This is a genomic window from Phycisphaerales bacterium (genome assembly GCA_035627955.1).
GTDB lineage: Bacteria > Planctomycetota > Phycisphaerae > Phycisphaerales > UBA1924 > JAEYTB01.
This window is the reverse complement of record DASPKU010000001.1, coordinates 508,584-533,992: the sequence shown is the minus strand read 5'-3', so window position 1 is coordinate 533,992 and position 25,409 is coordinate 508,584. Positions and strand designations below refer to the sequence as shown.

The 25,409-nt window shown below is 68.9% G+C and carries 1 protein-coding gene; it reads left to right on the top strand.

The window, feature by feature from the left end; all coding sequences use genetic code 11:
• Positions 1–25,389: a hypothetical protein gene (locus VD997_02120; protein HYE60766.1), complete on the top strand. Its 25,389-nt coding sequence runs from the start codon at positions 1–3 to the stop codon at positions 25,387–25,389.
• Positions 25,390–25,409: the final 20 nt, after the last annotated feature.

Below are 25,409 nucleotides of genomic sequence, written 5' to 3'. Positions count from 1 at the left end.
ATGAGCAAGTTCTCCAAGTCGCTGAAGCCCTCCCTGCTGTCCGCCTTCGTCGGTCAGCCCAAGAGCGTGGTCGGGCACGTCCGCGCGGCGATCGCCTCCATGGGCAACGCGGCACGCGGCCACACCTACGCCCTCGAGGCCATGGAGTCGCGCACGCTGCTCGCGGCCGACATCAGCTACACCTACTCCGCGGGCGACCTCCTGAAGTTCAACGACGGCGACCTGGACGACAACAGCTACTCGATCGTCATTGCCGACGTCGGCGGCGTCGACCGCCTCCGCCTGCTCGCCGAGGACGGCAGCATCCTCGCCGAGGGCGACCTCAACGACGACGGCGTCAACAAGCTCACGGTCACCGGCAACGAGTTCCTGGGCGACCGCTTCACCATCGACTTCAGCAACAACGCCGGCCAGGTCGCGGGCGACGACCGCTACGACATCCAGATCATCACCGACGGCGGCGGCGTGCTGCCGCTGATCGGCCAGGACGACAAGGTCACGATCGTCGGCACGGGCGGCTATCAGCTCAAGAGCCTCGACGTCCAGTCGAAGGAAGACATCAACGTCACCGGAAAGGTTTTCGCGACCGAGGACATCTCGCTGAAGTCCAGCGCGACCGATACCGAGGGCCTGCCCGGCGTCGACGGCCTGCTGTTCACGGCCGAGAGCGCTATCAACGTCAGCGGCGGCAACGCCCAGCTCCAGGGCGCCAACATCACGCTGCTGGCCGAGTCCACGATCACGATCACCACCAGCGACTTCAGCCCCGGCGACGTCAACATCGCATTCGCCATCGCCAACGCGGACGCCACCGTCAACATCAGCGGCGGCATCATCAACGCCAGCGGCAACCTGAGCGTCGAGGCCAAGAACACCGTCAACTCCACGCTCTCCACCCTGCCCGATGACAGCAACGACGACGACGACACCGTCGATGCGGCCATTGCCAGCAGCGTGCTCGACAGCACCACGGGCATCAACATCAGCGGCGGCGACATCGACGCCACGGGCACCGCCACCTTCAAGTCCACCAACAACGTCACCGCCAGCAACACCGCCGACGGCCTCACCGGCGACAAGGGCGGCACGGTTGCCTTCACGCTCTTCCTGGGTGACACGAGCCTGGCCGTGACCGGCGGCACGGTTGACGCAGCCAGCGTGACGATGCAGGCCAACAGCGACCGCAACGGCACCAGCATCGCCAAGGCCACCGTCGGCGGCGCCAACAGCAGCGGCGGCGGCAGCAACGAATCCGAGAAGCGGCTCGAGGACCCCAACAAGGACGGCAACAACTCCGACAAGGCGACCACCGGCGAGGGCGGCGTGACCTTCGCCGCCGCCGTGGCCGTGGGCGTCGCCACCGGCAACACCACCGCGAGCATCACCGGAGGCGCGGTGCGGGCCTCCAATGGCGACGTCAACCTTGACGCCAGCGGCAAGCTCACCCTGACCACGACCGGCGACGGATCGAACAAGGCGACCGGCGGCACGGCCGTGGGCGTCGGCGTTGCCGTGAACGTTGCGGTCGTCGATGTGATCGCCACCCTGGGCGGCACCGCCATCGTCGATGGCACGAACGTCAAGATCAACGCGACCACGCCCAAGAGCGTGCAGACCGCAACCGCGACCTCCGGCGGCGGCGGCGACAACCTCGGCGTCGCCGGCTCGCTCACCCTGGGCGTGTCGGTGATGGACACCGTCGCCAACGTGAGCGGCTCGGTGCAGGCCAATGGCGCGAACATCATCGCCACGTCCAAGTCCACCACCGAGAGCAAGGCCGAGGCGAAGGCCAAGGTCGGCGTTAGCGGCGACGCCACCGGCGTGGGCGCCTCGGTCGCGATCAACATCGTCGACAACGACACCTTCGCCAAGCTGACCACGGGTGCGACGCTGACGGGCGCCAACGACCTCAAGTTGTCCGCCAACGCCGACCACACCGCGACCACCGAGGCCAAGGGTGGCGCGTCCGGCGGCTCGGTGGGCGTAACGCCCGTTGTGGCCGTTGGCATCACCAACTACGACACCAACGCCATCCTCGAGACCGGCGGCACGCTGACGCTGACGGGCGCGCTCACCGCAGAGTCCACGTACGCGGGCAAGGTGAACACGCTCGCCGACGGCGAGGCAGCGGGCTCCAGCGCTGCCGTGGGCGCGGCCGTGTCCTTCACCTACAGCAACGACTCGACCACTTCCACCACGCTGCGCAACGTGGCGGCCGGCGGCGCCATCACCTTCTCTGCATCCGCCGTGGGGCAGAACAGCACCCGCTCCAAGGCCAGCGCCAGCGGCGCCAAGGAAGACGGCCAGGACGCACAGGGCAAGGGCGACAGCAAGCGCACGGCGGGTAACGACCGGGCCGCTTCCGGTGGCGCCGACGGCTCCGGCACCGAGACCAAGGCCAAGGCCGAGACCTCCGGCGAGAACGACGGGCAGGACGGCAACTCCGTCGCCGTCGCCGCGGCCATCTCCATCAGCATCGTCGACAGCGAGAGCAAGGCCGAGATCGGCAACGGCCGCATCATCACCGCAGGCGGCATGCTGACCATCCGCTCCCGCAGCAACGTTGACGGCGCTTCCGAGGCCGACGGCAAGGCGGTGGACGCGGGCAGCGCAGGGGTGGGCGCCGCCGTGGCGGTCAACACCGTCGACGTCGACAACACCGCCAAGCTCGGCACCAGCACCATTACCAGCGATGGCCTCACGGTCGAGGCGCTCATGACCGAGCGCAAGGTGGGCGTGCAGACCGCGACCATCCCGGTGGTTGACACCACCGCCGAGACCATCTTCCTGGGCGCTGGCCACGGCCTTGCGACCGGGCAGGAGGTCGAGTACGACAACGGCGGCGGCGATGACATCGGCGGCCTGACCGACGGCACCTCCTACTACGTGCGCGACATTGGCGGCGGCAAGGTCGAGCTCTACGACACCGAGGCCCACGCCAAGGACACCGACAGCACGGACGGCCGCAAGGACCTCACCTCCTCGGGCACGGGCAGCAGTCACAAGTTTGACCTGTCGTTCCCGCAGGACGACATCACCTTCAACCCCAACCCCAACACCGTGCGCATCTTCGAGGTTGGCAAGAACAAGGGCCTCAACACCGGGGATGAGGTCGTCTACCACAAGGGTGAGGGCGCGGCCATCGGCGGCCTCACCGACGGCGGCACCTACTACGTGATCATGCTCGATGAGGAGCGGGCGCAGCTCGCCACCTCACGCGCGAACGCTCTCGAGGGCACCGCGATCGCCCTTACGAGCGACGACGTCGATGACGACGACTTCCTCGCGGACGTCGCCCACAGCACCATCGCGAAGGCCACGTCGGGCGCGGGCGCGTCCAACGTGGGCGTCGCCGGCTCGGTCGCCATCAACCGCGCGGAGATCATTACCACCGCGAACACCGCCGGCACCGTCACGCTCCAGGACGGCGCCGACAACGGCAGCGGCATCGGCGCCCTCAAGGTCCGCGCCGAGTCGCACACCCTGAACGAGGCTCGCGCACTGCCGGAGGGCAACGGCGCCGTCGCCGACAGCGTGGGCGTGGGCGCCTCCTTCGCCCTCAGCCTCGCCCTCCACGACACCACTGCCGAGATCCTCAACAACAGCGTGATCACCGGCTCCGCCGGCAGCATCGCTGTCGAAGCGGTCGGCGATCACACCTCTGCCACCGAGGCCAGCAACGGGGCCGCCGGCGGCACGGGCGTGGGCGCCGCCGTAGCAGTGTTCATCAGCGAGAGCGATACCAAGGCCCGCATCGGCAGCAGCGGCACCACCCTGAACTCCACCGGGGACGTGAACCTGACCGCGGATCACTCGCACGACATCGCACTTGACGTTGCGTCCGAGGCCAAGGGCGACAGCGCCGCGGTGGGCGCTTCCGTGGGCGTCACCTGGGTCACCGACACCAACAAGGCGCAGCTCGACGGGCGCAATATCGATGCCGGTGGCGCGGGCACCCTGCGCGCGGGCATGACCCTCACCAGCGTGCTCAACGTCACCGCGAGCGCCGCGGGCGGTGATGACGACGACTCCGAGGACGCCGACACCAAGGCCGAGGGCGAGAAGAACAACAACGCGACCTCCGGCGGCGGACGCTCGGACAGCTCTGCGAGTGCCAAGAACAACACCGACTCCGCTAATAGCACCGCCAGCAGCAACAGCGGCAACAGCGGCGGCCAGAGCGGCGACAGCTCGGGCGGCGTCGGCGTCGCGGCGTCCATCTCCATGGGCTACATCAAGGTGACCAACACCGTCGAGACTCTCGGCGGGGCGGACATCACCACCGGCGGCGCGCTCGCCATCAGCGCCCAGGCCAGCGTCGACAGCAAGGCCCAGTCTGACGCCCTCGCGGTCGACCTCAGCCAGGAGACCAGCATCGGCGCGGCCGTCGCGATGAACTTCGTGTCGGTGGGCAACACGGCGAAGGTGGGCGCGAACTCCGCCGTGCAGGGCAACGGCGTTACGATCGAGGCCGTTACCACCGGCAGCGAGCGCAACGACTTCGTCGCGACCGCGTACACCGCCTCGGGCAACAAGAACAGCTTCGCCGCCTCGGGCGCTATCGCCCTCAACGTGATCGACGTCGAGACCATGGCCATCGTGGGCGACGGCGCGACCGTCAAGTCCAGCGGCGACGTGAACGTCACCGCCGAGCACAACATGGGCCTGCAGGCGGTCGCGGCCTCGGCCGCGGTCTCCACCGAGACCGCCATCGGCGCGACGCTCGCGATCAACATCGTCGGCACCGGCACCGGCGGATCCAACACCTTCGCCGCCATTGGCGACCCTGACGGTGACGACAACGGCGCGATCGTCCAGGCCAGCGGCGCGGTCAATGTCAACGCGTCGCACGTGATGGGCATGACCGGCACGATCGACTTCCCGACCAAGGTCAACGACGAGGGCATCGACGACCCGAGCCTCTCGCTCGGCTCGCTCTCGGTCGCCGCGGCGGGTGGCACCGGCAGTGTCTCTGTCTCGGCCTCCGTCGGCATCAACTGGTTCACCACCCGCACGCTCGCCAGCATGGGGCGCGGCAGCACGGTCGAGGGCTTCACGGGCGGCACCTCCAAGGCCGGCTCGCTCTCTGTCTCGGCGAATGACACGCTGGACTGGAACTCGGTCGCCGGCTCCATCGGCGTCGGCACCAGCGGCACGGGCGTGGGCGCGGGCCTCGACGTGATGGTCGTCAACAAGAACACCGACGCCATGATCGGGCGCGGCGCTGACGTCGATGTCAGCGGCCTCGCCTCCGTCACTGCGAACTCCAGCGAGGACCTGCTCACCGTGGTGGGCAATGCGGGGATCGGCCAGAACGTCGGCGTCGCGGGCTCGGTGGCCGTGCAGGTCGTGAATACCGAGACGCAGGCCTACGTCGAGGGCGGCGCGAGCGGGGCGATCATCACCGCCGGCAGCGTCAACGTCGACGCGGGCGGCACGTTCCTGACCACGCAGATCGCGGGCTCCATCGGCGGCGGCAGCAGCGCCGGCGTCGGCGCGGCCGTCACGACCATGGTCCACAACGACAAGGTCGAGGCCTGGATCGGTCAGAACGCCGACGTCACCACCCCCGCGGGCGCCAACCACGTCAGCGTCAATGCCCACTCCACCGAGACGGTGGTCGCCATCGGCGCGGCCGGTGGCTTCGCCAGCACGGCCGGCGTGGCCGGCTCCGCCGTGATCAACATCCTCAACGAGACCACCCGCTCCTTCGTTGATCGCTCCGCAAGCATCGACGCGGGCGGCAACCTCACTGTCCACGCCGACGACCAGACCAAGATCGTCTCGGTCGCGGGCAACCTGTCCATCTCCGGCAACGCCGCGGTGGGCGCGGGCGCCGACGTCGGCATCATCACCAAGCGGACCGACGCGTTCATCGAGTCCAACGTTGACGCGGACGTGGACGGCAATATCAGCGTCAAGGCCAACTCCTTCGAGAACCTGACTTCGGTGGCCGCGGGCATCGCCGCCAGCGGAAGCGCCGCCGTCACGGTGGACGCCTCCATCCACGTGCTGAACGTCACCACGCGCTCGTTCGTCGGCGATGACCCCGACTTCCTCTTCGGCAGCACCACGCCCACAATCGACGCCGGCCAAGACTCAGCCGGCGCGGGCGATGTGCACGCGGGCGGTTCCATCAGCATCCGTGCCGACGAGCACACCGAGCTCAACGCCATCGTCGGCATGCTCAGCCTCTCCGGCAGCGCCGCCGTCACCGCGGGTGGTGTCGTCACCGTCACCAACAAGCAGACCGGCGCGTTCATCGGCGCGGGCGCCCGCGTTACCGCCGACGGCAACTCCGCCGTCGCGGCCGGCACTGGCGGCTTCACCCTTACCCCGATTGCCAACGGCGGTCCTCAGGGCGACATCAACCCCGAGTCCATCAACAGCGAGCCCAATGCGGACACCCTGGCTTCGCAGGGCAAGGTCAAGTCCCCGAGCCTGACCAACGCCGATGCTCCGACCGTCAGTGATGGCGACGGCAACAACCGACCGGCCAACCGCAGCACCAGCAGCAGCATGCTCAACGGCGCCGGCGTTCAGCTCTCCGCCGGGAATACGAACTACACCGGCATTTCGCTGAGCGCGACCAACTACGACCAGATCAATGGCGTCGCCGCGGGCCTCGCGGGCAGCGGCAGCGCCGCCGTCGCGGTCACCGCGGTGGTCAACGCCATCAACAACGACACCCGCGCCTACGTCGGCGGCAACGCCGACGTTGAGGCGCCCAGCGTTGACGTGGGCGCCTCCAGCGACTTCCACCACCTGGCCGTCGCCGCGGCAGTCGCCGTGTCCGGCGGTGGCGCGGTGGCTCCTGCCGTGGATGTCAGTGTGGTCACCAACACCACCAAGGCCGAGGTCCGGGGCGGCGCTGACGTCGACGCGACCGCGGGCGACATCGTGGTCAAGGCCAACAGCAAGGAAGACATCCTCCTCGTCGGGTTCGGCATCGCCGGCGCGACGGTCGGCATCGGCGGCGGCGTGAGCGTGCTCGTGGTCAATAACACCACGGAGGCCTCGGTCTCCGGCGGCGCTGACGCCTGGGGCAACGTGCAGGTCCGCGCAATCAACGACACCGACGTGGCGGTGGTCGACGGCGCCCTGGGCGTGGGCCTGGGCGGCGCCGGCGCGTCCGTCGGCGTCATGTCCATCAACAAGCACACCAACGCCTTCGTCGGCAACGGCGCCGTGATCCATGCCCGCGGCAACGCCGCGAACACCAGCGTCTTTGACGGCACTCTCAACGGCGGCAACAACGCGAACGGCTTCAACACCGGCACGGCCCGTGGCCTGGTGGTCGAGGCGGACTCCAGCGAGAACATCTTCCACCTCAACGTCGCCATCGGCGGCGGGTTCATCGGCCTGGCTGGTGGCGTCACCGTCACTGTGCTCAACAGCGACACGCACGCCTACATCGGCGACGCCGATGTGAACATCACCGACAATGGAAACGCCAGCGGCGGCCAGGACGTCGTGGTCAACGCCGCGAACGAGGCCCGCATCTCCAGCTACGCCGGCGGGCTCGCCGTGGGCGCCGGCGCCCTCTCGGGCGCGATCGATATCGGCGTCGTCCGCAACAACACGAACGCCGAGATCCAGAGCAACGCCCGCGTCGCCGCCAAGGACTCGGTCACCGTCAACGCGCTGGGCATCAAGGACATCGAGAGCATCACGGCCAGCGGCTCGCTGGGCCTTGTCGGCATCGCCGGCGCCGTCAGCGTCTGGTCGGTAGGCGAGCAGCTCGACCGCAACTACTCCGGTGACGGCGGCGCCCCCGAGAACGCCCTCGCGGACGACGATGACCCCAGCGCCACCGCCGACGCCGACGCCACCCAGCAGGGCGCTGATGCCAGCAGCAACATCGGCCGGATCATCAACGGCGACGGCGACAACGTCGGCCTCACCAACGGCTCGACCAACCCCAACACCGCCAGCACCTTCGAGAACCGCCGCTCGGCCATCGCCTATCAGGCCCTCAGCGGCACCGGCGGGTTCACCACGAAGGCCCCCAACCAGGCCGCGCTCCTCGGCACGCTCGACGGCCCGTCGGTGGGCACCAACGCCGCCATTGGCGGCAGCGCCGAGGTGACCACCACCACCGGCGACATCAACGTCAACGCGGTCGAGAACCTGCGCATGTCCATGACGCAGGGCGGCGTGGGCGTGGGCTTCGCCGGCGCGGGCGCCGGCATCGGCGTCCTCAACATCGCTTCCAACGTCTCGGCCACCGCGGGCGGCACGCTCTCCGCCGGCGGAGCCATCGACATCACCGCCAACCTTTACGAGAACATCGATGACGTCGCCTTCGCGGGCGGTGCCGGTCTCGTCGGGCTGGGCGCGGGTGTCATGGTCGTCACCAACACCAGCACCACCACCGCCGGCATCATCGACAACGCGGTCGTCCAGGACGCCTCGGCTGTGAACGTCACCGCTGACGCGGACCAGATCATCACCGGGCTCGCGCTGGGCGTGACCTTCGGCGGCGTCGCGGCAGGCGTCACCTTCACCAAGATCGATGTCCACAACGACGCGGCCACCGACGTGCTGGCCTACGTGGGCAACAACGTTGACATCGGCCAGGGCGCGGGCAACAACGTCGGCAGCCTCAATGTCCGGGCCGACTCGCTGGTTGACGCCAACAACAGCGCTGTCGGGGTCTCCGCCGGTATCGGCTCGGTGGGCGCCAACTTCGCCTTCATCACCGTGACGCCGGACGTGGTCGCGAAGATCGGCGACGGCGCCACCGGCGCGGACATCACCGTCAGCGGCAACGCCCTGGTCGAGGCCAAGATGGTCGTCGACGGCGACGCCACCACGACGGGCGCCAACATTGGCGCCATCGCCGGCGGTCTCTCGAAGAGCTCGGTCACGATCAGCCCCACCGTCACCAGCAAGCTCGTGAAGGGCTCGCTGCACGCCAGCAACCTCACCGTCCAGTCCAAGGTCAACGCCGGCGAGCCCACCAGCTTCGGCGCGACCGCTCGCGCCTTCGCCGCTTCCGGCGGTGTCGCCGCGGCGTCGGGCGCCCTCACCAGCGCCACGATGAACTCCGTCACCGAGGCTTCGGTGGGCAGCGCGTTCACCGTCTCGAACTCCGGCGACGTCACGCTCAACGCCATTGGCAACAACCGCGCCACCGCCCGCTCCAGCGGTATCGCCGGCGGCCTGGGCGGCATCGGCGCCACGAGCGCCAGCTCCACGACCAACGGCTCCACAAAGGCCCTCTTCGACGGCCAGATCAGGAACGGCGCGAACTCCGGCGGCGCCAACCTCTCAGTTGACGCGACCTCCACCGACACCGCCAGCGCCACCGCGCAGGCCGTCACGGGCGGCCTCTTCTCCGGCCAGATCAACTTCTCCAGCGCCACCTCGAAGCCCACCGTCGAGGCCCGTGTCAACACGAACGGCACCATCAACCTCTCGTCCAACATCTCTGTCGACGCCCTCTCCAATCCTGAGGCCGACGCCATCACCAAGGGCGTGGGCGGCGGCTTCGTGAACCTCGGCGGCTCGGATTCCGATGCGGAGGTTGCCCCCAACGTCAAGGCCTCCTTCAAGGCCGGCGTGGGCCGTGCGGGCGGCTCGGTCACCATCCAGGCCAACGCCGCCCCCGCCGGCGACGCCACCCCGACCTACCAGATCACCTCTAGCAGCACCGGCAACGACACCGTGACCGTCGCCAACCACGGCCTCGAGACCGGCGACGTCGTGCAGTTCGTCGGTTCGGGCAACAACTTGAGCAGCGGGCGCGAGTACGGCGTTGTCGTCACTGGCAACAACGAGTTCAGCTTCGGCTCGGTCTTCGACGGCGCGACCGGCGTGGACGTGGCCAAGAGCACCATCACTTTCGACACCGACCACAACCTTGAGACCGGCGACCGCATCCGCTACGTGGTCCCCAGCGGCTCCACCGGCGTCAACATCCACAACGCCGACGTCAACGGGCAGTACTACGTGATCAAGGTCGATGGCCGCACCATCCGCCTGGCCACCTACAACCCGCTCACCACCCCGCTCCACAACCTGACCAACTTCACGCCTGCCAGCGGCACCACCATCACCGCCCCAGGCACCGCCTACACCGAGGGCCAGGCCGTCACTTACCACGGCCCCACCGGCCGCAACTTCGCGAGCAAGCAGGCCGACGTCACCGGTGACACCGAGGACGGCGTCGCCAAGCTCGACAACGACAGCGGTGCGAACAACATCCAGTTCGTCAACACCATCGAGGAGCACCCCGACGAGGGTCACCCCGTCCCCTCCGGCTTCGCCAACGGCGACGTGGTGCTCTACACCGCCAGCCGCGAGGGCGGCGGCCCGGTGGTCGCCATCGGCGGCCTGACCAGCGGCCAGACCTACCGCGTGGCCGACGTTGACAACGGCGAGGGCACCATCCGCCTGCACGCGTTCGTCGACGGCCTGGCCGTCAACTTCGTGAACGACGGGAGCGGCGGCGCCAACGACCGCATCACCCGCGCCAGCGGCAGCTGGCTCGACGCGGGCTTCCGCGTCGGCCAGACCATCACCATCACCAACGCCGGCAGCAACAACGGCACCTACACCCTGACCGGCGTGAGCAACTCGACCCTCACGCTCAACACCGACGACGATGTGAGCGCCGGCGCCGCCAACCCCACCATCGAGAGCAGCACCATCGCCCTCTCGCCCGACAAGGCGACGGCTGATGGTCGCGCCACGTCGCACAACCTCACCAAGGCCACCGACGCGCCGCTTCGCTTCTTCGACACCGGCACGTTCACCAACGTCAGCATGCAGGACCGCACGTTCTACGTGCGCAACCCCTCGGGCGACACCTTCAGCCTCGCCCTCACCCCCGGCGGCTCGGTGCTCTCGCTCACCGCGGCCTCGGGCGCGGGCAGCAACCACCGCATCGGGCCCGAGAACGTCGGCCTGCTCAGCGCCGGCTCGGGCGACAACATCATCCGCATCGACCTCACCAACAGCGTCACCGGCCAGGTCTTCGGGCCCGGCGGCGTGCCGCTGAACGTGGTCTCGCCCCCCAGCGGCGACGGCATCTCCTCCGCCACCTCCAATGGTTCGGGCGGCGGCTTCATCGGCGTGCAGATTAACCGCAGCGTCCTGGACTACAACCCCACCGTCGAGGCCAACATCGGCGGCTCCCTCACCGCCGGCTCCAACGTCCGCGTGACCGGCCTCTCCACCACCAACGGCACCGCCAGCACCAAGAACAGCACCGGCGGCTTCGTCGGCGTGGGCAACCCCGCCTCCGACAGCAACCAGTCGGTGAACAACAGCGCGTTTGTCGATACCGGCGCCCGCGTGGTCGCCGGCGGTGACGTCACCGTCGAGGCCTACACCAGCAACAAGGCGTCCGCGGCCGCCAACGCCAAGACCGGCGGCTTCGTCGGCGTGGCCGTGGCCGATGCCGACTCGGTCATCTCCTACAACACCACCGTCACCCTCAAGCAGAACTCCGACGTGCTCGCCGGCGGCGCCCTCCGCGTCACCGCCGACACCCGCACCGTGCAGTACACCAACGCCAAGGCCACGGGCCTGGGCTTCGGCGGCGACGGCAACGCGTTCACCACCGTGAGCGCCGGCGGCACCACCAAGGCCGACATCCAGACCGGCGCCTCCGCCAGCGGCAAGACCGCCCTCCTGGCCGCGACCGTCTCCGAGCACAACGTCAGCGCCAACGCCGACGGGCGCGGCGGCGGCTTCGTTGCCATCGGCACCGCCGACGCCAGCGCCTCGGGCACCCTGCACAACATCGTCAACCTCGACGCCGACGCGTTCCTCACCGGCTTCGAGGGCGTCGACATCCGCGCCCGCTACGACAACGTCGACTCTCGCGCCAAGACCTTCTCCCGCGCCACCGGCCTCTTCGGCCACGTCAGCTCCGACTCGTTCAACAGCACGACGCTGTCCTCGTCCGTCACGGGCAAGGGCGACGCCCTCGTCACCGCCGGCCCGCGCGATGTGGGCGCGACCGGCAGCTGGGACGCCGCGCAGCGTCTGCTGGCCAACGTCGGCACGCTCGACCACCTCGCGTTCTTCGTGGACACCAACAACGGCTCTCTCGTCGTCCGGCGCGAGTCTGACTCCAGCAAGCGCTCGCTCGCGACCGGCGGCGACAACACCGACGAGAGCAACCTCGGCGCGACCAACCCGCAGGCGACCATCGACTTCAGCTCCGACGTGCTCATCCTCGCGGGCCGCAACCCCGAGCTGATCATCGACGCCAGCGGCAACATCGCCAAGGCGGTGAACGTCACGGTCAACGACATCGCAGGCGGCAACTCCGCCAAGACCAGCGGCGGCATCGTGGACAGCATCATCCGGGTCAACAACATCGCCAACGACGACCCCGGCCAGGTCTACTTCGCCACCGGCACCTCGGGCCAGACCTCCATCCGCAACACCGACGGCACGGGCACGTGGGAGTTCCGCGACACCTTCGAGCGGGTCACGATCACCAACTTCTCCGACAAGCCGATCCAGATCAACGGCGTCAACGTCGTCAACACCACCGTCGACCCGATCGTCGAGCTGCTCGACACCGACTCACGCACGCTGGACTTCAACATCGTGCGCACGGTCGCCCCGACCTACGTCGGCATCGAGGCCCGGCACAACAGCGGCGACATCACCATCAACGGGCTGATCGAGAACCCCATCGGCACCACCCGTGTCTTCAACAACCACGGCAACATCCTCTCGGGCAGCAGCCGCGCCGACGGCAACAACGACCCCGCGGCCCTCATCCGCACCAACATCATCGCCCTCGAGACGCCCGATGGTCGCGTCGGCGCCAGCAACGGCCGCATCAACGTCGACGTGGTCGACAGCGCCGGCATGCCCAGCGCCACCAGCTTCATCACCGCCCGGGCGAGCGGTGACGGCTCCATCAACCTCGGGCCCAACCAGTTCTTCAATGGTGAGCTCGTCCGTTACCAGAGCACCGGCGCCGCCATCGGCGGCCTGGTCGACGGCAACTACTACTACGTCATCGCCGTCGACGGCCTGCACGTCCAGCTCGCCAGCGTCAACAGCCCGACCACGCCCATCGCGCTCGACCCGACCACGGTTGGCGCCACGGTCCGCCACACCCTCACGCCCGCCCAGCGCTTCACGGTCTTCGCCCGCGGCGACGTCGCCGGCGGCGAGGGCTTCGCATGGCTCGACGTCAAGGCCCGCAAGCGCGAGGCCGGCGCGTCCTACAGCGTCATCATGGACGCCGTCGACACCCAGGGCGACGCCAACATCCTGCTCCGGGGCAGCGTGCAGGAGACCAGCGTCAACGGCGTCACCTACCCCGGCGGCAGCGCCGGGCGCACCGGCGGCGTCCTCGTGAAGTACAGCGGCGAGCCCTCGGGCGAGCGCCACTTCACCTTCTTCGACACCCCCGATGCGGGCGCGGCCGGCGCCCCGGCCCTCCAGGCCGGCGTCTTCGCCAACCAGGGCTCCAGCGCCAGCCACATCGACAGCACCTACGACATGCGCGCCCTCGACGCGACCGGCGGGCGCACCCGCGCCGGCATCACCTCGCAGCGCAACATCGTGATCGCGGCCGCGTCCCCGAACGCCGGCGCTGACAACATCATCAACGTCCGCGCCATCACCGAGATCGTCGGCACCGGCTTCGTCGCCAACGCCGCCGACGTCCACCACATCGACGTCCTCACCAACGGCTTCATCATCGTGAGCGAGAAGGTCGATGATCTCCGCGTGGGCGAGATCCGCTCCACCGCCAGCAACGTCACCCTCAACTCGCCCGCCGCCATCATCGACGCACTCGACGATGGACTGCCCGGCACCGCCGACGTTACCGGCCGCAACATCACCATGACCGCGGGTGACAACCTGATCACCGGCGGGTCCTCCGACAAGGCCGGTCGCGGCGGCGTGGGCACGCCCGGCAACTTCCTCGAGATCAACGTCGACGCCAACGGCGGCGCCCTGGGCGTCCTCAACGTCACCGACACGGCCTCCGACACCACCACCTTCAACAAGCTGGTGCCACCCTTCAACCCGGCGACCGCCGGCACCTACGGCATCTTCCTCACCGAAACCACCGGCGCGATGCAGGTGGACGTCGTCCACTCCAAGGGCGATGTCACCCTCGCCACGGCCGCGGGCTCGATCCTCGACGCCAGCGCTGGCGGCGCGGGCGACGACGCCGCGAACGTCATCGGCAACACCATCAACCTCTACGCCCTGGGCGGCAGCGTCGGCAGCCCCGCCGGCAGCCTCGCCCCGCAGGACAACGCCAACAACGACCTCGAGGTCGACTCGCAGGAGTACGCCGCGGGCACCGTGGCCGCGCGGGCAAGCAACCACATCTTCCTCACCGAGGTCGATGAGGACGCGCAGGTCCCGCTCCTCCAAGCTCTCACCGGCAACATCCGCTTCACCGTCCGCGAGAGCTCTATCCAGGGCGAGAACCTCAACCTCCTCGCCAGCGGCAGCGTCCTCCTGCTCGAGGGCTCGCCCGAGTCCCTCGTGCACGGCCTCATCAACACCCCCGCGGGCTCGATCGTGCTCCGCGTCGGTGACAACATCAACACCAGTGCCAACAGCCAGATCCTGGCCGGCAGCAACATCGACATCTACGGCGACTACCGCCGCATCGGGATCGACACCGTCGGCCTCAGCGACCTTGGCCGCTGGGGCAGCACCATGAACTTCCGCGGCGTGGTCGCCCACGGCCCGACCGCGAGCGGCGCCCTCACCCGCATCTTCGGCAACGAGGACTCCGACAAGATCTACTTCCACCAGACCTTCCTGGGCGCCATTAACGCGCTCCTCCCCGGCGGCCTGGGCCAGACCATCCCGCAGGGCGGCGCGATCACCAACTACAGCGGCGGCAAGACCCGCGTCTACGGCAGCAACGCGCCCAGCGCCCACGGCGCCTTCGCGCCTACGGGTGACGGCGAGGACTTCGTCATCGTCAACCAGCTCCAGTCGATGGCCTACGTCCAGACCGCCGCCGCGGACGCCAGCAGCGACACCCTCACCATCGACGGCCAGGCCGGCAGCGACTCGGTGGTCATCAACACCGTCGGCTCTCAGGGCGTCGACCGCAACTACGTGATCAACGTCCTCGACACCGGCGCGCCCGACGACGGCGTCGACATGCTCGCCATCTGGGGCCGCAACGCCGCTCCCAGCCAGGAGGGTGCGGGCAAGCCCGCCGACGACATCTTCCTCCTCCGCCGCACCCGCGGCATCGCCGGCGAGACCAGCCAGCCCGGCGTCTACGCGGACACCACCGGCTTCGTCGCCGTCATCCACGACGACCTCACCCGCGCCACCGCGTCCGACCCCAACAACAGCGGCGCCGTGCGCAACCAGACCCTCGAACGCATCAACTACAGCAATGCGATGAACGGGCGCGTCATGGTCTTCGGCCAGGGCGGCAACGACGTGTTCGCGGTCGATGACAACGCCGCCATCACCACGCTCGACGGCGGCACCGGCAACGACACCTTCCAGGTCGGCCAGCTCTACGGCATCCAGCGTGACGGCTCCGAGCCGCCCACGCCGCGCCCCATCGGTGACACCAGCGGTGGCTCGCTGGTCAGCCCCAGCGACCTCTTCCCGCAGCTGCCCAACTCTCTCACGCCCCAGAGCGTGTACGGCACCGTCGCCACCACGCGCGGCTGGCTCAGCGCCGGCGCGACCAGCCCGCTGCTGGCGCAGGGCGGCGTCGGCGACGACACCTTCACCGTCTACAGCAACCAGGCCGTGGTGCGCCTCGAGGGTGACGACGGCAACGACCTGTTCACGGTCCGCGCCTTCGCCCTCGCCGAGACCACCGCGACCGGCGAGATCGACTGGATCGACCCCGAGCACCTGATCGCCCGTCCCAAGCTCACCGCCGGCTTCAGCACTGCCGCGGAGACCGAGATCCGCACCGGCGCCGGCAACAACCAGGTCGAGTACAACATCAACGCACCGGTGTCCGTCGACGGCGGCAACGGCTTCGACAAGCTCGTGGTGCTCGGCACCGAGTTCGCCGACCACCTCGTCGTCACCGAGAAGGGCATCTTCGGCGCCGGCCTCACCGTCACCTACCAGAACGTCGAGGTCCTCGAAGTCGACGCCCTCGAGGGCGACGACACCATCGATGTCCTCTCCACCCAGCCCGGCGTGGCCACCCGCGTCATCGGCGGCCTTGGCAACGACGCCATCAACGTCGCCGGCGACGTTGCCGGCGAGGTCGTCTCGCGCGACATCGAGGGCACCAGCGGCGTCATCAACAACCGCATCACCTCCGCCGACCGCGACTACAACGGCCTGGTGGCCGACGGGATCGTGACCAGCGTCGCCCGCGGCACGCAGGGCCAGATCGTCATCGAGGAGACCGACGGCTTCACCGAGGTCCGCGAGGACGGCACTGTCGTCGACTCCTACTTCGTCTCCCTCGCGGTCAAGCCCGGCAGCGGCAAGAAGGTCTTCGTCACCGTCTCCGCCGCCATGAGCCCGCAGGAAGAGCACGGCAACGCCGGCTTCCTCTCCGCCGGCGACATCCACGACAACCTCGGCACCGGCGACAGCCTGCTCGTCTCCGAGGTCGCCGCCGACTTTGACCGCGAGGTCTACATCGACGGCGTGCTCGTCCACATCCCCAAGCGCGCCATTGTGCTCGTCTTCGATGAGTTCAACTGGAACAGCCCCAAGACGGTCCATGTCGAGGCCGTCGACGACACCCTCGCCGAGGGCGACCGCACCGTCACCATCAGCCACTCCGTGGTCAGTGACGACGCCCGCTTCCACGGCGCGATCGTCCGCAACGTCGAGGCCACGGTGCGCGATGACGACAAGCCGTCGATCATCGTCACCCAGCTCGACCCCACCAGCGCGGGCGGCCTGGCCAAGTACAACAACCACCCGATCGACAACACCACCAAGACCCTCGAGGGCACCTCGGTCACCGGCGCGGGCGACCTCTACGCCGTCGAGCTCGCCAACGACCCCGGCGCGGGCGTCGTCCGCATCGTGATCGACATGGGCGACAGCGAGGCCGTGCTCGAGTCCAGCGACCCCTTCAACCGCTTCCACACCCTCATCCCGGCCACGGCCGACACCCCCGGCAAGTACTACGTCGAGTTCACCACCGCCAACTGGGATCAGCCCGTCCTCATCCGCGTCATCGCCCGCAATGACGGCGCCGCCGAGGACCCGCACAACACCACCATCACGCACAAGGTCGACGCGGCCTTCACCACCAGCACCTCCTACTCGCAGCCCGTCGAGACCGAGCGCCTCGACGCCCTCGTCGTCGATGACGAGAACCCCGGCCTCTACCAGGTCGAGTCCGCCGGCCGCACGCTCGTCAAGGCCGGCACCGCCAACGGCGGCCCCGGCACAGGCGACAGCTACACGCTCCGCCTCACGAGCCCGCCCTCGGCGAACGTCGATGTCGCGCTCGTTACCGACGGCCAGACCGACATCGTCGCGGGCCCCGGCATCACCTACAAGGCCGTGGGCGGCCTCCGCCCCGTCCAGATGTTCAAGGGCAACGTCTCGATCAGCGGCCAGAACGTCGCCCGCGCCGCCGGCTCCGAGCTCGGCACATGGACGGCCGACGGCTTCACCGTCGGCATGCGGGTCCGCATCAGTGCCAGCGGCCAGCCCGACATCGAGGGCAAGGTCACGGCCATCTCCATCGACGGCAAGTCGATGACCCTCGACACCAGCAACGGCACGGCCAACCTCACCGACGCGATCGTCTCGCAGCTGGTCGAGGTCGGCACCTACACCGGCGACATCGAGTACCGCGCCGCCGAGAAGGCCTTCCTCCTCTTCGCCGGCAGCGTCACCGTCAGCGGCGGCAACACCATCACCCGCAGCGGCGACGGCAGCTTCATCGACGACGGCTTCGCGGTCGGTCAGACCGTCATCGTCGGCGACGGCAGCACCGGCAAGTTCACCGTCACCGGCTTCTCCGCCGACGGCAAGACCATGACCACCAGCGGCGGCGCCACCAACGGCGTCTACACCAGCGCGAGCAAGATGCTCGGCACGCTCCGCCGCACCGACGGCAGCAGCTGGCTCGACAGCGGCTTCCTCGAGGGTCAGATCTTCCGCAGCACCGCCTTCGGCGGCAGCACCTTCAAGATCGGTCTCATCACCGGCACCGCGCCGGGCATCCTCGACCTCCTGGTCATCACCGACCCCGCCAACGTCACCACCATCCCCGGCGCCGCCAAGCTCACCACCAGCGGCACCAGCGTGATGACGCTTACCCAGTGGGCCGCCGTGGCCACCTTCATCGCGCCTTCCGATCCCAACGACCCCATCTCCGGCGCGGCCGATTGGCACATCGCCAAGACCGTCAACGTCCTCGCCGACCCGGGCTACGACGTCCAGCCCGGCCACGAGAACTTCCGCTCCTTCCCCAAGCGCGAGCACAGGCTCGACGGCATCCGTGGGCCCCTCTCGGTCGAGGGCGGCGCCACCGCCGCCGACCGCTCGCTCCGCCCCGCCATCATGCTCGCGGGCGAGGCCAACGGCCCGCAGTTCAATGTCCCCACGCAGATGCCCGAGAAGATGAGCGTCGACACGCTCAACATCTACGCCGACGGCAGCCGCGAGAACCTCTCCGGCGTCCTCACCTCCACGGCCCTCACCGGCCTGAACATGGGCTCCGCCCTCGACTTCCGCGACCCCAACAGCGCCTGGACCGCGCCCTTCGGCGAGCCCGGCATCTACCCCGGCGGCATCAGCTTCGGCTCAATCGCCCTCGATAACGACGGCAACTTCACCACCGACACCGGCCGCTCCACCATCGAGGTCCTCAACGTCCTCCTCGGCCAGGGCAACGACAAGCTCGACATCCAGGGCACCCTCCGCCCCGGCCCCGACCACGACCCCCTCACCGGCGAGGAGACCACCGTCTCCAACCACGGCGGCATCACCGCCGTGCACGGCGGCGGCAACGCCCTTCTCACCGTCACCACCGACTACACCTTCGCCAACACCGGCAGCGGCAACGCCGAGCTCGCCCGCGCCGACGGCCTCTCCTGGGCCAAGTACGGGTTCAAGATCGGCCAGCGCGTCGTCGTCTCCACCCCCGGCGGCTCGGCCGCGTTCACGGTGGTCGGCTTCGGCAACCAGCCCGGCGGCACCGGCAGCAAGCTCCTGCTCGCCGGCGGCAGTGGGGCGGTCAGCACGCAGGCGGTTGAGTTCAAGGGCATGGTGTCGGTCGTCGATGACCTCTCGGTCACCGGCTCCTTCACCGTCCAGGGCGACCGCGTCATCCGCAACGACAACCTGCCGTGGCAGAACCTCGGGTTCGCCATCGGCCAGACCGTCGCGTTCACCACGGGCGGCGTCACGCAGCTCTACACCATCACCGACTTCGACAACAACGGTCTTGCCGGCCTGGGCAGCGCCATGCTGCTCACCGGCAACACGCTCACGCCCGGCACGGTGAACGGCACCGTCGCCCGCGCCAGCCGCTTCAATGTCTCCGGCGCCTTCACCACCACGCCCACCACCATCTTCCGCGCCAGCGGCAGCTGGACCGCCGACGGCTTCGCCGCCGGTCAGGACATCATGGTCACCGGCCAGCCCGACACGCTCACGGTCAAGAGCATCAGCGCCGACGGGCGCACGCTCACGATCGAGGGCGGCGTCATCGCCAACGTCGGCACCGTCAACCTCGTTGTCGGCATCGTCCGCGTCGGCGGCGACGCCATCAACGTCACTGGCGCCTCCCCGTCCTTCAACGGCACCTACAGCGTCGCCCCCGGCCAGGTCACCCGCACCGACGGCGTCCGCTGGGACACCGACCTCAACTTCGCTATCGGCCAGCAGCTCACCATGACCGGCATGGGCCTCGCCGCCGGCGTCCCGTGGCTCACCCAGAACGGCGAGACCTCCGCGCAGCTCGTGGTCACCGGCTTCAGCGCCGACGGCCTCACGCTGCTCGTCAGCGGCACGCCGCTCGCGACCGGCAGCTTCGGGGCCACTGTCGTCATCAACTCCCCGCTGGTGGTCTACGGCGACACCAGCCAGGACGCCGTCTGGTACAACGGCAAGCCCGACAAGCTCTCGCTCGGCAAGTTCGCCAACAAGCCCCAGCCGCACGAGGACAACCTCCCCGTCACCTTCGGCTCGGTCAGCATGTGGGGCCAGACGCTCGGCACCATCACCCGTGCCAGCGGCAGCTGGATCGACGCAGGCTTCGTCCCCGAGGGCCTCATCACCGTTGACGGCGTGCTTGTCGGCACCGTCAGCCAGATCGTCGACAACGGCGACGGCAGCCAGACGATGATCCTGATCCGCAAGGACCTCACCACCGACGCGGACCTCTCCGCCCTGTGGGCCGGTCTCACCAACGGCGCTCACAACATCGTTCAGCGCAACCGCCTGGGCCAGAACACCGACTTCTTCGTGTTCCCCCTCGCCAACCCCTACCTGCGTGCCGGCAACGACGTCATCGACGCGTCGCAGCTCTTCGCAGCCATCCCCGCGGGCCAGGTGCCCAGCGTTGGCTTCACCGCCTACGGCGGCATGGGCGACGACCTCATCATCGGCAGCCAGGCCGGTGATCACCTTGCCGGCGGCTCGGGCAACGACACCATCCACGGCCAGCGTGGCATCGACTTCATCTACGGCGACTCGGGCGTCAACGTCGACTTCATCACCCGCCAGCTCTCCATGGCCAGCACCGCCGCCAGCGACATCGCCAACCCGCTCAACCGCCCGGCCAACACCGACGCGGTGATCGCGGGCAGCGACCTGCTCGAGGGCGACGCCCCTGGCTCCACCTCCTCCAACATCCACGGCGACTTCGACGACGTCATCATCGGCGACCACGGCCTGGTCACTCAGGACGTCGCCGGTCCGCGTGACACCACCAAGAACGTGCCCACCCTCCCGCAGTCCCTCCAGACCACGCTCCGTTCCCGCGTCATCGTGTCGCTCTCGGCCCAGAACGGCGCCGACGACTACATGTACGGCAACGGCGGTCAGGACGTCCTGCTCGGCGGCACCGGCAACGACGCCATCGACGGCGGCGTCGGCATGGACGTGGTCTTCGGTGACCACGCCCGCCTCGACCGCACCGCGACCCTCAACGTCTTCACCAACGCCCGCTTCGAGGCCCTCCAGGGAACGCAGATCTACAGCACCAACCCGGCCAACTCCGGCCAGGACCTGGTGGACGGCGTCGCCCGCCTCGACCCGCGCGGCGATCCGGAAGGCCGCGTCAAGCGCGTCTACGCACCCGTCTGGGGCGACTTCACCATCACCCTCGTCGGCCACACCGACGACTCGGTGGCCGCCTTCCATGGCAACGACTACATCGCCGGCGGCGCTGATGACGACACCGTCTTCAGCGAGCTGGGCAACGACGTCGTCCAGGGCGACGGCTCCATCGACTTCATCGCCTACCGCAGCGAGTACGACGCCAACGGCAACGTGGTCACCAACCCGTCTATCCGTGGGCGCGTGAGCGCGTCCCGCGGCGCCGACGGCGGCGGCACCACCGGCCTGCTCGTCTGGTTCGCTTCGTTCAACGCGACCAGCAACGGCCATGACTACATCGAGGGCGGCGGCGGCAACGACGCCGTCTTCGGCAACCAGGGCCAGGACGACATCGTCGGCGGCAGCTCCAACTTCTACATGAAGACCGACGGCATCTCCGCCGTCCCCGGCACCGGCCCCAACACCCGCCCAGACGGCAGCGACCTGCTCTTCGGCGGTTCGGGCGTCAACACCGGACGCAACGACGTCGGCGCTGCCACCTTCGACGCGGCGACCGGCGTCATCACCACCACCGCCACCGGCCATGCCGACGACTCGGACATGATCTTGGCCGACAACGGCAACATCTTCCGCCTCGTGGGCCTCAACGGCGCCGTCGCCGCGGGCGCCCCCGCGTTCCTCACCTTCAACTACGACAACTACGGCTCGGTCAAGATCGTGCCCCGCGCCGCACGCCTCCTCGACTACACCGAGGGCGGTCCCAACTACTCGGCCGCGGCCCTCACCAACCGCGGCGGTGATGACGAAGTCCACGGCGAGTCCGGCGACGACTTCATCTACGGCACCAAGGGCAACGACCGCCTCTTCGGCGACGGTCAGGACGACGACATCGTCGGCGGCTGGGGCAACGACTGGATCTCCGGCGGCGCCGGCAACGATGGCGTCATCGGCGACGACGGCCGCATCTTCACCAGCCGCAACAGCGCCAGCTACGGCGAGCCCCTCTACGGCATCTCCGCCCTGCTCGCGACCGACCCCGACGACCGCTTCTCCAACGGCAACGTCCTCAACGAGTTCATCTACACCCCCGGCAACATCCAGCAGGCCTGGCTCAACCTCGAGCACGAGCTCAAGAAGACCGTCGACATCACTCCATTCAGCTCCGACACCGGCTTCAACGGCACGAGCGACGAGTTTGGCACCGTCGGCCGCAACGGCACCAGCGGCATGGGCACCCAGCCCAGCCACGTCAACGACGACATCATCTTCGGCGGCCTCAACAGCGACTGGATCCACGGCGGCTCGGGCGACGACGCCATCTCCGGCGGCGAGGCCCTGCCCACCGCCGCGGCCGGCACCCGCGCAGCAACCCAGCCCAACTCCGTCGGCGGCATCACCGGCGTCGTGGTAGTCGACAACCTCACGATCTCCGGCTTCCTCCGCCCCTACAACCCGGGCAACGTCCTCTTCTTCAACCCGATCGACGTGGACGCGCAGCACGCCAATCGCAACCGCGCCGGCGAGTTCGCCCTCTACGACGAGTACAACCCGCTCCGCAAGATCATGGTCGCGGCCGCTCCCAACGGAACCGTCTACGAGTTCCTCCTCAACTTCTCTGAGACTGAGGGCGTCATCCGCCCGGCAGGCCTCGCTCCGGGGAACGGCAACCAGACCATCCCCTACGCCCAGGCGTGGGACGACGGCGCCGACAAGCTCTTCGGCGACACCGGCAACGACTGGCTCGTGGGCGGCACCGGCCGCGACGACGCCTACGGCGGCCTCGGCAACGATCTCATGAACATGGACGACAAGCACTCGTCCACGGGCGCCACCAACAACCCGCTCGCCAACAACATGCACGACACCCAGCCCTACTTCGAGGACCGCGCTTACGGCGGCGGCGGGCGCGACGTGCTCGTCGGCAACACCGGCGGCGACCGCCTCATCGACTGGACGGGCGAGATGAACTCCTACCTCGTCCCCTTCGCGCCCTACGGCATGGCCACCGTCAGCCGCACCGTCCAGCCCCAGCTCCCCGAGTTCCTCTACGCCCTCTCAGCCAGTGACGGCGTGGACATGACCCGTGCACGTGATGCCGCGGCCCCGGGTGCGCCCACCGCCGACGCCATCGCCCGCAACGGCGAGCCCAGCGGCGAGCTCGGCCTCGTCCTCCAGCACGACGACGCCTGGACCGACACGCACGGCGGCCCCGCCGACCCGCAGGCCGGCAACATCCCTGGCGGCCAGCGCGATGTCCTCCGCTCCGCCAGCTTCGATGACGGCGGCGCCCAAGGCTTCAACCGCGTGTCCGGCAGCTGGACGGTCACTGGCGGCCGCGTGCAGGTCATGCCCCAGAACGGCCTCGGCACCACGGGCGAAGCGCTCGCGCTCTTCGACCAGTCCGACACCGTCATCCCCACCTACTTCGAGATGCAGGCCACCATCAATGCGATGCGTCCCATCGCGGGCATGAAGTCCAACTCCTACCTCATCTTCGATTACATCAGCCCGACGAACTACAAGTTCGCCGGCATCAACATCTCCACCAACAAGCTCGAGATCGGCGAGCGCACCGTCAGCGGCTGGATGGTCCGCAACGTCGCGAACGCTCAGCTGCGTCCTGACACCGACTACGTCGTCCTCCTCAAGGTCAACGGCAGCCAGGTCACCCTCACGCAGGGCACCAAGTCCGTCTCCTGGACCTATGCCCCGCGCGTCGATGCACAGGGCGTCACCCACCTCATCAACGAGGGCATCGTCGGCATCGGTGCCAAGGACTCGGGCGCCCAGCTCGACAACGTCGTCGTCCAGGCACCGCCCGGATCGATCACCCTGGACCGCACCACCCACTTCACCCCGCTGAGCCCGGCCAGCCAGTTCTTCGGCACGCCCAGCGGCGGCACGTGGGTCAGCGGTTCCGATGCCCGCTTCATGGCGACCGCCACCGCGAGCGAGCGTGCCATCAACCTCATGACGATCGGCTCGCTCCCCGTCACCAACGGCGCCCTGCTCCACCTCAAGAGCATGATGAAGACCTGGGGCCAGGGCGGCTACGTGTTCGACTACCACGGCGCGAACTACTTCAAGTTCGCCGTCATGGTCGCCGACACCGGCCGCGTCCTCATCGGCCACGTCAGCGGCGCCGATGTCACCATCGACGCCAGCGTCGCCGTCCCGGTCATCGCCGGGCGCGACTACACCTTCGAGGTCAAGGTCCGCGGCGGCCTGGTCAACGTCATCCGCGACAACGCCGTCGTCGCCAGCCACCTCTACAACGAGTCCGTCACCGAGGGCCGCTTCGGCCTCCTCAGCATCCGCGGCAACACCTCGGGCCAGACCTCCTTCGACTACATCCAGGCCAAGACCGACGAGGCCGCCTACGGCCAGCTGCCGGTCATCAACCCCGATGCGCAGACCCTCCCGGCCGCGGCGATCACCGCCGCGTTCGACGAGGCCGGCGCACGCTGGGCCGCCGCCGGCATCGGCGCCGACCGCCTCTCCCTCCTCGACTCGCTCACGGTCCGCGTGATCGACCTCGAGGGCAACGACCTCAGCCGCTACGAGGACGGCATCATCTTCATCGACACCGACGCCGCGGGCTGGGGCTGGTTCATCGACTCCACGATCACCGACGACGCCGAGTACCCGCTCGACCGCGGCCACTACAGGGCGGCACAGTCGGGCCTGGCGAGCGAGCGCATCGACCTGCTCTCGGTGATCGCCGACGAGATGGGCCACGCCATGGGCCTGGACAACGGCGCCGACCGCGTCACCCACCAGGCCATCGTCCCTGGCATCCGCACCACGCCCACGCCAGCCATTCTCGTCGAGGTCGATGGCTCCGGCATCGGTTCCCTGCCCGGTTCACAAACCGGCGGCGGGCTCGACGCCGCCGAAGCGCCGCAGGCCGAGCCGCCCCCGCCCCCGATCATGGGCGGCCCGGCCGACACCGGCCCGACCACCCCGACCTCGGGCCCCACGCTGGGGGACTTCAGCGACCTGCGTCCGCTGGACCCGGGGACGCGACTGCTCCCCAACCACCGGAAGATGAAGGAAACCCTGACAATGAAGCGTGCGGGAGGCCTCGTCGCCCGTACCATCGTTCACCCCAGCCTCGATGTGCTCGGGGCGGGCACGGCCGGGAAGGTCTGGTTCACCGGACCGACCTTGAACGTGGAGCCCCACTAACACAGCGTCCAATATCCGTT